Annotated in this window: 10 protein-coding genes; 7 read left to right on the top strand and 3 right to left on the bottom strand. The window is 51.3% G+C overall.

The window, feature by feature from the left end:
* Nucleotides 1-19: 19 nt before the first annotated feature.
* Entirely contained in the window at nucleotides 20-928 is a 909-nt protein-coding gene (locus CFE47_RS12010; protein WP_286837259.1) for a LysR family transcriptional regulator, read from the top strand.
* A 41-nt stretch (nucleotides 929-969) separates the two neighbouring features.
* Here the strand turns inward: CFE47_RS12010 and CFE47_RS12005 are convergent, their stop codons facing one another.
* The 3 genes from CFE47_RS12005 to CFE47_RS11995 form a co-directional block, all read right to left on the bottom strand.
* Nucleotides 970-1,911 carry a cupin gene (locus CFE47_RS12005; protein ID WP_502695477.1) on the bottom strand — a complete coding sequence of 314 codons (942 nt, stop codon included), beginning with the start codon at nucleotides 1,909-1,911 and terminating at the stop codon, nucleotides 970-972.
* Nucleotides 1,912-2,126: 215 nt separating this feature from the next.
* On the bottom strand, nucleotides 2,127-2,930 hold the full coding sequence (locus CFE47_RS12000) for an alpha/beta hydrolase (RefSeq protein WP_286837255.1): 804 nt from the start codon (nucleotides 2,928-2,930) through the stop codon (nucleotides 2,127-2,129).
* 1,350 nt (nucleotides 2,931-4,280) lie between these two features.
* Entirely contained in the window at nucleotides 4,281-5,309 is a 1,029-nt protein-coding gene (locus tag CFE47_RS11995) for a LacI family DNA-binding transcriptional regulator (RefSeq protein WP_286837253.1), read from the bottom strand.
* Between the two features lie 277 nt (nucleotides 5,310-5,586).
* On the opposite strand from CFE47_RS11995, the gene treS reads away from it, so the two are divergent.
* From treS to CFE47_RS11965, 6 genes are all read left to right on the top strand, one after another.
* Nucleotides 5,587-7,650 (top strand): maltose alpha-D-glucosyltransferase, encoded by a 2,064-nt coding sequence (treS, locus tag CFE47_RS11990; protein ID WP_286837251.1) that lies wholly within the window; start codon nucleotides 5,587-5,589, stop codon nucleotides 7,648-7,650.
* Between the two features lie 288 nt (nucleotides 7,651-7,938).
* The gene (locus CFE47_RS11985; protein WP_286837249.1) at nucleotides 7,939-9,591 is read left to right on the top strand and encodes a choline dehydrogenase; all 1,653 of its coding nucleotides are present in this window, start codon (nucleotides 7,939-7,941) and stop codon (nucleotides 9,589-9,591) included.
* A gap of 71 nt (nucleotides 9,592-9,662) precedes the next feature.
* The gene (locus CFE47_RS11980; RefSeq protein ID WP_286837248.1) at nucleotides 9,663-10,415 is read left to right on the top strand and encodes an SDR family oxidoreductase; all 753 of its coding nucleotides are present in this window, start codon (nucleotides 9,663-9,665) and stop codon (nucleotides 10,413-10,415) included.
* Nucleotides 10,416-10,425: 10 nt separating this feature from the next.
* Nucleotides 10,426-10,989, top strand: coding sequence for an NIPSNAP family protein (locus tag CFE47_RS11975; protein WP_286837247.1), 564 nt, complete (start codon nucleotides 10,426-10,428; stop codon nucleotides 10,987-10,989).
* A 28-nt stretch (nucleotides 10,990-11,017) separates the two neighbouring features.
* A complete protein-coding gene (locus CFE47_RS11970; RefSeq protein WP_286837245.1) occupies nucleotides 11,018-12,502 on the top strand; it encodes an aldehyde dehydrogenase family protein in 1,485 nt (494 codons plus the stop codon).
* Nucleotides 12,503-12,575: 73 nt separating this feature from the next.
* Entirely contained in the window at nucleotides 12,576-13,610 is a 1,035-nt protein-coding gene (locus tag CFE47_RS11965; protein ID WP_223508306.1) for a proline racemase family protein, read from the top strand.
* Nucleotides 13,611-13,751: the final 141 nt, after the last annotated feature.

Genomic DNA, 13,751 nt, shown 5'->3' with positions numbered 1-13,751 from the left:
TAACCCAGTGAGGTATTTCTTGGACTATTTCGCGGCACTGACGGCTTTTGTTGAGGCTGCTGACAAAAATAACTTTTCACATGCTGCTGAACGGTTGGGCATCAAGGCTTCAACAGTGTCTCGCTATATCAAAGAGCTGGAGCAGGATTTAGGCATCGCTCTGTTCAATCGCTCGACACGAACATTGCATCTGACTGAGGGAGGTGAAACTTTCCTTCTCCATGCTCGTAACGTGCTCAATGGACTGGAGGAAGCCAAAGCAGCAACTTCAGCGTTGAATATGGAGCCGCGCGGTGTTTTGAAGTTGAACGCTCCCCCCGCATTCTGCAGGCATCATATATTTCCCTTTCTTCGTGACTTTTTCATTGCTCATCCGCAAATCAAGGTCGAGATAACCTTAGAAGAGTCGCAGGTCAACCTGATCAAGTCAGGTGTAGACCTTGCAATTCGAATTGGTGTGTTAGTTGACTCAAGTCTTAAAGCTCGCAAGCTGGCTGAAGAGCGGGTTGTGATATGCGTAAGCCCTGGGTTCGCAGTTCAAAACAAAGAGCCGGATAGTCCGAAAGCATTGATGGACGGGGCAGCAATTCTCCACTCCCATCACTCCGACGAGATCATACTTATTCGAGCTGCCGAGCGGGTGCACATAACCTTGAAGGGGAATATGCGCACTAACGATCTGGACGCGCAGCTCATCGCTGCCGAACAAGGTCTAGGTGTGGCGTTTCTGCCGGATTGGCTGGTAGCTCAAAGCTTGCGTGAAGGACGGCTCGTCAGGTGGCTGCCGCAATGGGAGCCTCAGTTTTCGCAGGTCACTTCTTCGCTGTGGTTTGTGTATCCACCTAAGCGAATTGTGTCTTCGAAGGTGCGTTGCTTCATCGACTTTATGATTCAGCATATCGGCGAACTGCCATACTGGCAGAGATGAATGCTGCGTGATGATTTGATCGCCACGCAGGTTCGACGGTGTTAACTGAAACGAATATCCAAAGAGCGCAAGTGCGTCTGCAGTCCCGCATCTTGTATGGGGATCAAAAATGCTTCGCTATCCGACTCGTTGAAGTGAGCGTGCCAGTAACCTGGTGGGGTCACGAATGCAAGACCGGGTGTCCAATCGACGCGAGTTGGATTTCGGATCTGACCATTTGCATCAAGCTCCGTACCGACTAATGTGTAGCAACCATCAGGGCAATCGATGATGAAGTCTAATGCTATCGACTGATGGCGGTGGGGTTTCTGAATCGAACCTGACGGCAAAATTCCATACATGGCCCAGAGCACGTGAGTTACGGTGCGGGTCTGGGGGAAATTACTATTGCCAAGTAATATGCTTATTCGACTTCTGTCCTGGGCACGTGGGTCTTCAGCGGCTTCGCGCAATTTGGCATTGGCTACCTCGGCAGGGTAGAGCGTGGCACTGAAACGATCCTCCGTGCGAGTAACACCCAGATAACGCAGCAGCGGTTCGTCATGTACGTAGTAAAAGCGAGCATCTTGTGTGGCCTTGAGCTCGGTAGCATTCATACCCGGAAGCGCGATGAAACATCCTTTGTTCCATTCAAAATGGTGCTGACCTTGAGTCAAGCTGCCACTGCCCGCGATAACATAGAGCACCTGTGACGTCGCGTTCGGTGTCAAGGTCAATGCGTCTCCAGCATTGAGGCGGATAAAGTTGGCACATAAACCAGGACCTGTAGCCGGACCATCACAGCCTAGAGCTCCGCTCAAATCTAACGGCAATAAACGCGAAGCCCCAGAGTCATGGAGTGACGCAGGGAAGCTGTGATAAGGAATTCGGGTTATAAGATTTGCGCTGATTGGATTGGCAGCTTTGCTGTACTCGAAATATTGGGCTTCCAGTTCATGGGTTGGTAATTCTGTGCCGGTTACAGGCTTGAATTCAGTATTCACGGTTTCACCTTTGATCATCGTTTGATCCAACGGGTGCCAAGCGTCTGGCGCCCCTCGGCGAGACCACTATACGAATGTTGATGCGATAGATTAAGCGCCCAGCGCGAACAGCTGTTATGCGAAGAACGGCATTGCTAATAGGCTCATAACGCTAATACAGCGTTACGAGCTTGGAATCTACGAAATTTTTCAGCGAGTTATTGTAACGTTGATGTTCAGGAAATAGCAGGGTGTGCTGGAACTTGTGAGCCCTTAAGCGAGGCCATGTGTAACCAGTCTTCGACGGCCAAAATGATGTAATTTATTACTTGGCGATGAGCCGAATCATTTGGGATATCGTGATAGCCACCGGGAATTTCCAATGCTTTAGCGTTTGGCATTTTTTTCGCCCATGCCCGTGCCAGTTCTGGTGGTGCAAACACATCATGTTCGCCGTTAATCAGTAGTGTAGGTGTATGAAGTTTCGCCAGACCGATTCGAAGTGTCACCGTCTGTTGGCTGATCACTTTCCAAAGATTAGGTTCTGCAGGGCCAGAATCGAACTTAAGTGGGTCATGCTTCAGTGCATCTAAATAAGCTGAGTCGCAGGACATGATCACTTCAATCGATGCGTCAATTACCGGAAGGCCCTCAAACGGAGTTCCGGTTAAAATCAGGCCGCTCGATCTTTGCCCAAGCTCAATAGCTAGGGTTGCTGCAGTTACGCCCCCGAGAGAATGGCCGCACAAGATAAGCGGTAATTCAGGGCTGAGGCCTTGGATGAAGTTCGCCAGCGACTTGGCGTTATCGGCCAATTGATTGATAGACTCGAACTGCCCAGGCGTGCCTGCTGTCATTCCGTGACCGATATGATCCAATGCCCACACTTCAAAATTGGCATGAACCAGCGCTGCCGCGAAACGGTGATAGTGCCCAGTGTGTTCGCCGAACCCATGTAACAGAAGAATTGATGCCCGAGGCTTATCGCAGTCCCAATGGCGATAATAATAACTATTTTTGTCTTCATGAAAGTAAGGCATTTATTAAACCTCTTTGTTTTGTTTTTTGTGCAAGTCTTCGTACCAATTTGAAGAAGTTAGCCAATGTATAGGTATTGGCGGGCCCGGTACCCGGCAACAAGAATGACGCTGCTGTGCACGCCATAGTCGCCCGTTTGGATAAATACTTTACGGCCGAGGCAGTCCCCAAGCCTGCCGAAAAACAAAGCTCCCAGTGGGGCCATTAGAAATGAAATACCGAAGGCGGCGAACGTTGCCTGAAGACTTGCCTATGCAGTGCTGACGGGAAAAAAAAGACTCGTCCAAGAATAACGGCGAGAAAACCGTAGGAGGCATATTTGAACCAGGTAATGAAATTGCCTATGGCCGCGGCGATGATCGCTTTGCGCAGCGTGTGCGAGGAGGATGTGAGCGTCCCTTTATTCATCATGAGTATCTTCCCGTACCGTAATGGTTTTTGTTTGATGGAGAGGGCAGATTATTGATGTCGGGATAAGCGGTTTTATTTGTTGTGGAGCATACGGTTTAGTTTTTTTGAGTTGATCGCTGTAAACGATTTCATTATTTTTAGCAGCTATTTCCTGAGAGTCAGGAAAAGTCAGAGCGGATAAGGTAATCAAGACGTTGGAAGTTCGCAGCCAATCAAGTCTGTTGTGGGCACCGTTTCAGACGTCTCAACCCCAGGCACAGATCAAGACCAGGTGTAATGGCAAACGGATCGAACGGGAGGCGACCGCGTCTTTATCAAGCCAATGGTCGCCTTAAAAGGGAGTGGGAGTTCACCGAGCCAGCTCGGAAATGCTTTGTTCTATCTGAACGAAACGTCCGCAAGCCAGAGCCCCATAGGGCCTGCGATCAACGCAAACATCATCCAAGCAAATGCCTGTATCTGACGCTTGTCGTTAGTGGAGGAGGGGGGGCAATGAGGACTCTCGTCGAGATGAATAGTCGAGACGTGGAGTTTTGTCATTTGTCCGACTGCGTAATTCAAGCTGTGCATTGTACGTACTCCTGCTCGATGTAAACAATTACAGAGAGATAAGCAGTATTTGTGCCAGTCGCAACGTAGAGCAGGTTTTTCGACGAAACTATTCAGAAAAATCAACTAAGTCAGTAAGATAGGTAGCGCAAGATAAATGTGGTGCGGGAGATCATGTAGCAATACCAAAAAAGGTAATGCGCCAAAGGTGACCTTTGATCAGCATGAGTAACGAGTAAGTGGCGTATCGGTAACAGGCATTTGCTCGCCGCCCGCCCCTGCCGGAGCGCCATGCTGGGTATTCACTCCGCGCGGACGAAAGGGGCCGGGGAGTGGAGCTTGCGCGGCAGATCTCGTCCGCTAACCGCGCGTTCCATCTGCAGTAAAAATGTTTAGATCGAGTGGCTGGATTGGCGAATCATTAACTGCGTGCCGAGAAGTACAGGCTGAATTTCCGAGCCATTTTTGAGGTTTGAGATCAACGCCTCTGCGCTTCGTAGCCCCATTTCACTTGCGGGGATCGCCAGTGTGGTAAGCGGAGGATCAAGGTATGCCGCAAACTCTAGGTTGTCATAGCCGACGACGGACATTTCTAGTGGAATGTTGATGCCCAATTTTTTGCATGCCGAGAGCACGCCAAAAGCGATGACGTCGCTGTTGCAGATCACAGCTGTGGTTTGAGGTGACTCCAAGCGAATCCGTCGCAGGGTCCGCTCACCGAATTCAATCGTGTAACCCTCTACGCTCTCATATACGGCGTGACTGCATTCGTCTTTGCAGGCCGCCAACGTGTCCGTAAAAGCCTTATGGCGCGCTTGTTGTCGGTCATTGCCTTTGATTGGGCCCGTTAGCATGGCCATGTGCCGATGTCCCAGGCCCAGCAGATATTCTATGAGTTGCTTGGTAGCGGCGTAGTTGTCGAAGCCAATGAAGGGGAAGGCTTTGTCCGTAAAATACGAATAAGTGCAGACCACCGGCATTCGATAGTCTTTGAGGTAGTGAGTGAGTTCCGGATCTGCGATATCACCCACGACCAATAGCGCTTCGGCTCCACGCTCGACCAGCAATTTAACTTTTTCGTAAATGGCTCCCGAATCGAATCCGCAGCTCAAGACATAAACGACATAGCCATATTCGGCCAGTTTGTCCTGGAAGCTGTTGATCATCGTGGCGTAGATAGAATGGTCTAGCGTCGGAATGATCGCGCCAATGACATTGGTTTTGCGCATGCGCAATGCTTTGGCGGCAGAGTTGGGTGTGTAACCCATCTTGCTGGCTACCAGCAGTACTTTTTCGCGAACATCGTCACGTACGTGATGAGGCAAGTTGAAGCTACGAGAAACCGTTGCAACGGAGACGCCTGCGGCCTTGGCGACGTCCGTCACGTTGACACGAGGCAATGACTTTCGAGTGGTGCTCACAAACAATCCCCTTGATTCATGGAGTCTCGTGCAGCGGTCAATTTATCTGGCATCGATGCAGGTGCATGACGCTTGACACGACAAAATTTCGACCGCATCAGGAGCCGAAGCCCTAGCGCTGACTTGGATTAATAGGATTTTGCTGTATTCAGAACATTGCCGCATCAAAAAAATGCGAACGATTACATTGAGGTGCCACTCTCATTTCCTATGGGGCGATACCTGAGCGACTCCGAAGGTTATCCGGAATTATCCGTCATCAATAGGAGGCTTTCCTTTGACTCATGAAAAACACTACGTAGATTGGTTGGTCGGTCAGTCAATGCTTAAAGCGGCCAGAGACCGCGCTCGCTTGTATTCGGGGCAGTCGAGACAGTGGATGCATCCTTATGCGGTAGGACGCCCTCGAGATGCTATAGCCGCCGCTTCTGTGTGGCTTACTGTTTATCCCGATGCCATTATCACGGAAGAGGGAAATTCAGTTTTGCAAGCTCTGGGGAATGAGAAGCTCTGGCAGGGATTATCGGAAATTGGTGTTCAGGGAATTCACACGGGGCCATTGAAGCGTGCCGGTGGTCTGAGTGGACGTAATCAGACCCCAAGTGTCGATGGGAACTTTGACCGCATCAGCTTCGAAATTGATCCGCGCTATGGCAGCGAAGCGCAACTGATTAATTTGAGCCGTATCGCCTCGGCACATAACGCGGTAACCATCGATGACTCTATTCCCTCGCACACAGGTAAGGGGGCCGATTTTCGCTTGGCGGAAATGGCTTATGGGGATTACCCCGGTATCTACCACATGATTGAAATTAAGGAGGAAGATTGGACTCTACTCCCTGACGTGCCAGAGGGGAGGGATGCGTTTAATCTCACTCCAGCGATAGTTGATGAGCTGAGGGAGAAGCACTACATAGTCGGCCAGCTACAGAGGGTTATTTTTTTTGAGCCCGGGGTGAAGGAAACTGACTGGAGCGCAACTGGGCCCATTGTGGGCGTTGACGGTAGGATCAGGCGTTGGGTTTACCTCCATTACTTCAAAGAAGGTCAGCCCTCGTTGAATTGGCTTGATCCTTCTTTCGCCGCTCAGCAGCTTATTATTGGTGACGCGCTGCATGCCGTCGATGTGTTGGGCGCGCGAATGCTGCGTCTGGATGCTAACGGTTTCCTTGGTGTAGAGCGTCGCATGAGTGGTACGGCCTGGTCTGAAAGCCACCCTTTATCGGTTACTGGGAATCAACTGTTGGGTGGAATGATTCGAAAAGTAGGCGGCTTCAGTTTTCAGGAGCTAAACTTGACACTGGATGACATCGCGGCCATGTCCCAAGGTGGCGCGGACCTTTCGTATGACTTTATTACTCGGCCGGCCTATCAGCATGCCCTACTGACTGGGGATACAGAGTTTTTGCGGCTGATGCTTCATCAAATGCATGAGTTCAAAATCGACCCGGCCTCGCTAATACACGCGTTGCAAAACCACGACGAATTGACCTTGGAGCTCGTACATTTCTGGACCCTCCATGCCCATGATATTTATATGTATAAGGGACAAACCTTCCCTGGCAGTATTCTGCGAGAACACATTCGCGAGGAAATGTACGAGCGCCTCGCGGGGGAGCATGCTCCCTATAATTTGAAGTTCGTTACCAATGGCGTGTCATGTACAACGGTCAGCATCATTACTGCGGCATTGGGTATTAAGGATCTTGGCTTGATCGATGAGTCGGATCGTAGCTTGATTCAGAAAATTCACTTACTTCTAGTTATGTACAACGCTATGCAGCCCGGCGTGTTTGCTCTGTCGGGATGGGATTTGGTTGGAGCACTACCGCTGTCTGCGGAGTTGGTAGCTGAAATGATGCTTGATGGTGACACGCGGTGGATTCATCGAGGCGCTTATGATTTGGCCGATCTGAATCCTAAGGCCAGCATTTCTGACCACGGCATGCCGCGGGCTAAATCGTTGTATGGAAGTCTGAGTAGCCAGCTCGAGAATCCTGATTCGTTTGCTTCCATGGTCAAAAAAATCCTGGCTGTGCGACAGTCGTATGCTATAGCGGCAAGCCGGCAGATTCTCATTCCTGATGTAGTGAGTCCGGCCCTGCTACTTATGGTTCATGAGCTGCCGGCCGGCAAGGGTATCCAGATAACGGCATTGAATTTCGGGCCCAATCCTCTGACTGAGGTGTTGCATCTGCCCGGCATCAGTCCTGGTCCGGTCGTAGATATGATCAACGAGCGGCTGGAAGGCGATCTCACTGAAAATGGAGAGATGACTATCAGTCTGGATGGTTTTGAAGGGCTATCGTTGAGGATCGTAAACCGGGCTCCTTCGATGTAATCATTTTCAGTGCTTGTTACTTTTATACGCACCATCATGCGGCGGTAACAAATTTACTGACCTATCGAAGGGCGTCGTTTAGAGGGAAATCCCCGTCGTAGGCGCCTAGGATCGATCTGAGAGGCGGAGGATGTTGTTGGCACGGATGCTGCTTCGACTAATGCATACCAGCCGTAGAATATTTTGTAATCGTCTTCCAATGGTGATTATTTTTGTTATTCTGCAGATTGTTTTGTAAACGATTACAGTCGCTACGTTCAGGTGGCGCTTTGTACCTCAGGTGAAATCATGCGTGATATCAACGGTCGACAAGTCTCTAGCTCATACGACTACATTGTCATTGGTTCTGGCTCTGCGGGCAGTGTGATAGCTGGTCGACTTTCCGAAGACGGTAAAAAATCAGTATTAATGCTGGAGGCAGGCCCTTCTGACAAAAGCATCTACATCAACATGCCGGCAGCGCTCGGCTTCCCTTTGATGAATGACCGTTTCAACTGGTACATACATTCCGAGCCTGAGAAGGAACTGGGTGATCGCACCATTTATGAAGCTCGTGGCCGCGTCCTCGGTGGCTCGTCCTCCATTAATGGTATGAACTGGGTTCGTGGTAATCCTTGGGACTACGACAACTGGGGAGCGATGGGCCTCAAAGGTTGGAGTTACGACGAGTGTCTGCCTTACTTTCGCAAGGCCGAAACATTCGACCAGGGTGGCGATGACTACCGTGGCGATAGAGGCCCTATGCATATCCAAACCTGCAAGGCTGATAACCCGCTGTATAAAGCTTTCCTGGAGGCGGGAGTGCAGGCTGGTTATCCGTACATCAAGGACCACAACGGTTACCGTCAGGAAGGTGTGCACATTACCCAGCGTAACGTTCACAAAGGTATCCGCTGGAGTACCTCGCAGGCATATATCCACCCTTACAAAGCCAGGGAAAACCTCCATGTATGCGACAAGGCTCAGGTAACCCGTATCGAGTTCCGGGGCAAGCGCGCAGTGAAGGTACACTTTCTTCGCGATGGCAAATCACACGATGCAGTCATCAACAACGAAGCGATACTGTGCGCGGGGGCAATCCATTCGCCTCATATACTGATGCTCTCTGGAGTCGGTAATGCCAAGCACTTGGCCGAGTTTGACATCAAGTGTGTTGTAGATCTTCCCGGTGTTGGGGAGGGCATGAAAGATCACGTCGCTGCACCAGTCCAGTATCGCGCCACTCAAAACGTGTCGATCGCCAAGCAACTGACCCCTATTGGAAAACTCAAGCTGGGCGCAATGTGGACGCTCTTCAAAAAAGGTTTGGGCGCCACCAACTTCTTTGAGGTTGGCGCATTCATCCGTACCAACGAAAACGTCAAGGTACCGAACGTTCAGTTCGAATTCATCCCGATGCTGGGTGAGTTCCAGCATGGTAGCGTCAAGCTGGAAAACGGCTTTCAGTACTTCTTCAGTTTGATGCGCCCCACTAGTACGGGGCGAGTGTGGTTGGGGTCTGCTGATCCACTGGCTGCGCCGAAGTTCGGTTTCAACTTCCTGTCCACTCAAGAGGACAAGGATGACGCCATCGCGGCAGTCAGAGCGATTCGCCATGTGGTTTCTCAGCCCGCATGGGACGCGTATCGCGGTGAAGAAGTGACGCCGGGGCCTGCCGTCCAAACGGATGAGCAAATTCTTGAAGCACTGCGTGGTTTGGCAGGTACGAACTACCACCCTTGCTGCACATGTCGTATGGGGACCGACGAGAAAAGTGTGGTTGATGCGCAAGGGCGGGTGCACGGTATCGAGAACCTGAGAGTCGTCGACGCTTCGATTATGCCTGAGATTGTCAGCGGCAACCTCAATGCTCCAGTGATCATGATGGCGGAGAAGATCGCGGACGACATTCGTGGTCAGAAGCTACCAAAAACGTCCGCTAAATATTATCAGCCTGCTTGAACAGATAACGTTTATGGGAGCCGTCTAGACGGCCTCCATGCGTCGGATGTACTCATTTTCAGAGTTTAAACATGAGACTTCAAAACAAAATTGCATTGATTACCGGTGCTGGTGCGGGCATTGGTGAGGCAACGGCCAAGCTTTTTGCTAGTGAAGGCGCCAAAGTTGTCGTCGCTGACCGAGATATCGAGTTGGCACGTAGTGTTGCGAGCGCTATCGGTGAGCAAGCCTATGCCGTTCAGGCGGACGTGTCCAAGTCCTCGGAAGTCAAAGCTATGGTTGAACAGGCCGTTGCTCATTTTGGAGGCCTGGATATTCTGGTCAACAATGCGGGGTTTGGCACTTTGGGCACCGTTGTTACTGTTGAAGAGGATATTTGGGATCAGGTTATAGACGTCAATCTCAAGGGAGTGTTTCTTTGCTCCAAATACGCCATACCTGAAATTATCCGTCGTGGCGGTGGGGCTGTTGTGAACCTGGCCTCGACAATTTCCGTCGTCGGTATCAAGGATCGTGCAGCCTATGTTGCGGCCAAGGGTGGCGTTGCTGCGCTGACGCGCGCTATGGCGCTTGACCATGCGTTAGAGGGCGTTCGAGTTAACAGTGTCGCTCCCGGTGTTATTGCTTCGAGCTACTACGACAAGATTTTTGAAAGTGTTCCGGACCCTGTAGCGTTCAAAAAAGGTCTTGAAGCGAGGTCTCCTTTGAACAAGATGGGCGAACCTGTCGACATCGCAAATGTAATCCTTTTCCTAGCGTCCAATGAATCCAGCTTTGCTACCGGAGCCATGTTTACTGTCGATGGCGGTTATACCGCTTGGTGAGGATGCCGCGATGATTGATGAGCTTAGAGAGTACGTTTTCAAAAAGGCTTATTGGGATGTGTATTGGCCATTGTTTGAGGATATCTGCTTGCCGACGCGCCGGGATGACTATGGCGTACTGCGAGGACTTTGGAGTATTTCACTGGGTGATGAAGTTCGCTTTATCCACCTTTGGCGTTATTCATCGTTGAATGATCGTACGCAAAAGCGTGCGGAGCTGATGAAAGTCGATGCATGGCGCAACGATTTTTTGCCCCGTGCTGCTCCACAGATCACACGACAGTTTCTGCAGGTTCTCAACCCCGTTGTCGATGCTTCCTGTGAAGCATTGGCGGGCGCATGCTACCAGCACACATACAGCTGTAGTCCAGGCGGAGTCGGTGAAGTCATTGAACAGTTGAAGGCGGCAAAGCTAGTTGATCATGGCGGCATCGTAGGTATTTGGACAACCGAGTTCAGCGATCCCAATCAGGTGATTGTGATCAGTACCTCTCTTGCAGCGCCTATCGACCAGACTGGCAAGATCACCGAGATCTTCCCACGCATACTCAAGCCAATCGTTGTTGGCAAATAACTAACTGCACCGAATTAGGATGAATCAAATGACCAGACTTTATGAACACTGGATCAATGGCGCCACTCAAGTCCCGGCCACTGGTCAGTACATTGAGCGGTTCTCTCCTGCACACAATGGTTCGCTGGCAAAATTTGCTGTTGGTAACGAACACGATGTGGATGTTGCCGTTGAGCATGCGCACAGGCTGCATGAGTCTGGAGCCTGGTCCAATGTGGCCGGTTCCGAGCGCGCCAAACTGCTGAACAAATTGGCTGATCTGATTGAGCGCGACGCTGATCGTCTTGCTGTAATTGAGGCAGAGGAAGTCGGCAAGCCAATTGGCTATGCAAAGGGTGAAGTGCTGTGGTCCGCTGAACTAACTCGTTTTGCTGCTTCGTTGGCGTGGCAGATCAAAGGCGAGGCTTACAACCATCTTGGTGAAGACAAGCTGGCCCTGGTTACTCGCGAAGCGCGGGGTGTGGTCGGTTTGATCGTGCCTTGGAACTTCCCGATGGTGTGCCTGTTCCAGAAGTTGCCTTACGCGCTGGCCGCTGGATGTCCAGTTGTGATCAAGCCTTCTGAACTGACCTCTGGGACCGCGCTCGAAGTCGCCAAACTGGCCAAGGAAGCTGGCTTCCCTGATGGCTTGATCAACATTGTTACCGGTCGTGGCGCAGTAGTGGGTGAGCGTCTGACCCGTCACCCGAATGTATCGATGATTTCCTTCACCGGGTCTACTCGGGTAGGTAAGCAAATCGCAGCGACGGCAGCTTCAGATTTGACTCGTGTGGCGCTTGAGTTGGGTGGTAAAGCGGCGAACGTTGTCTTTGCAGACGCGGATCTGGAGGCAGCTCTCGATGGTGTGCTTTTTGGCGTCATCCTCAACCAAGGAGAGGAGTGCGTGGCGGGTACCCGCTTGTTGATTGAAGAATCGGTTGCTGAAGAGTTCGTTTCCAAGTTGGTCGAGCGCGCAAATAAAGTAGTGATTGGTCTGCCACTGAATAAAGATACTCAGATCGGTGCGCTAATCCACGCCCAGCACATGGAGAGCGTGCTGAACTACATTGAGATTGGGAAGAGCGAAGGTGCCAAGCTGGTTTGTGGTGGTCAGCGTCTGATCGACGGTGAGCTCAGCAACGGTTACTTTGTCGGCCCGACTATCTTCACTGATGTGAAGCCTCAGCATCGTATTTTCCGTGAAGAAATTTTCGGCCCAGTGTTGACCGTGACTACCTTCAAAACTGTTGAGCAGGCGATCGCGCTGGCCAACGACACGGAATACGGTCTCGGGAATGGTCTGTGGACCAAAGATGTGGACAAGGCACTGAAAGTCTCCCAGAAACTGCAAAGCGGTACTGTGTTCGTCAACACTTATCTGGAGGGCGCCGTCCAGATGCCTTTTGGTGGCTTCAAACAAAGTGGTTATGGCCGCGAGAACGGTGTGGAAGCTCTCAACGAGTTCCTCGAGGTGAAGTCGACCTTCATCAAGATGGGCTCGCGTACACCAGTATTGCCGAACACTGTAGATTGATGCTGTCCCTTGGCAGTGCGCTGCCAAGGGACCCATTGTGTCGAACTTCACTCATTTTTCTGAAAGTTGACCTATGAACTTTAAACGAATGATCAATGTCGTTAGCGTCCATGCTGCGGGTGAGCGCAACGATGTCATTACCGGTGGCGTGCTTGATGTTCCGGGACAGACTATCTTCGACAAGATGAAGTACCTCGAAACTCAGGGCGACGATCTGCGCAAGTTCCTGCTGCAAGAGCCTCGCGGCAGCGTGACCCAATGCGTCAACCTGGTACTCCCGTCTTCGCATCCTGAAGCGGATGTGGGCTTTGTCATCATGGAGTCCGAGTTCTATCCGCCGATGTCAGGCACGAATACCATCTGCACCGTTACGGCGCTGCTGGAAACAGGCATGATCCCAATGGTCGAGCCGGTGACCCGCCTGACCCTTGAGGCTCCAGGTGGTTTGGTGCGAATCGAAGCAGAGTGTAAGAACGGAAAATGCTTGAGCGTTAAGTTTTCCAACGTTCCATGCTTCGTATTCGCTCTCGACAAGCATATCGAGGTGCCTGGCCTGGGGACCATGAAGGTCGATGTCGCGTATGGCGGTATGATTTATGTTTTGGCCGACGCCCAGGCGCTTGGGTTTGATATCACTCCTGATGAAGCTGCGACATTGGTCAGTGTTGGCGAAACGATAAAAGCTGCTGCAGCGGAACAAATTCCTGCGGTGCATCCGGTACTCCCGGAAATCCACACGATCAATCAGACGCTATTCGCGGGTCCTCTGCGTGACGATCCGCTGGGCAAGCGCTCGCGCAACGGCGTGATTGTTTCTCCTGGTCGGCTGGATCGTTCACCTTGCGGAACAGGAACCAGTGCTCGTCTTGCAGTGATGCATGCACGCGGCCAGATCAAGCAGGGAGAGAAATTCATCCACGAATCGATTCTGAGCACAGAATTCGTCGGTGAGATCGTTGAAACACTCACTGTCGGTGATCGTCAGGGCATCCGACCTACGATCAGTGGACAGGCCTGGATTACAGGTTTCCACCAGTATGTCCTGGACCCAAGTGATCCTTTCCCGACGGGTTATACCCTCAGCGATACCTGGCGCAAAAACAGCTGATACAGATGACAACGTCCGGCGATAAGTCGCCGGGCGTTTTGAACTCCCGCCTTTACTTCTTCAGTTATCCGTTTCCTCTAAACTGCAGCCATCAACTTTCCTGATTTCAGTCAGGCGCCTGGTGGCATTTGCGCTCTGAAC

Origin of the sequence: Pseudomonas sp. PGPPP1, from assembly GCF_002255865.1 — a bacterium.
In the GTDB taxonomy this organism is placed as follows: domain Bacteria; phylum Pseudomonadota; class Gammaproteobacteria; order Pseudomonadales; family Pseudomonadaceae; genus Aquipseudomonas; species Aquipseudomonas cremoris.
The sequence above is the reverse complement of the archived record's forward strand: the minus strand, read 5'-3'. Positions and strand labels throughout refer to the sequence as shown.

Bases quoted from the DNA above. Each gene is read 5' to 3' on its own strand.
- CFE47_RS11965 (WP_223508306.1), top strand. From the start codon at position 12,576: ATGAACTTTAAACGAATGATCAATGTCGTTAGCGTCCATGCTGCGGGT.
- CFE47_RS11985 (WP_286837249.1), top strand. From the start codon at position 7,939: ATGCGTGATATCAACGGTCGACAAGTCTCTAGCTCATACGACTACATT.
- CFE47_RS11980 (WP_286837248.1), top strand. From the start codon at position 9,663: ATGAGACTTCAAAACAAAATTGCATTGATTACCGGTGCTGGTGCGGGC.
- CFE47_RS11975 (WP_286837247.1), top strand. From the start codon at position 10,426: ATGATTGATGAGCTTAGAGAGTACGTTTTCAAAAAGGCTTATTGGGAT.
- CFE47_RS12000 (WP_286837255.1), bottom strand. From the start codon at position 2,930: ATGCCTTACTTTCATGAAGACAAAAATAGTTATTATTATCGCCATTGG.
- CFE47_RS11970 (WP_286837245.1), top strand. From the start codon at position 11,018: ATGACCAGACTTTATGAACACTGGATCAATGGCGCCACTCAAGTCCCG.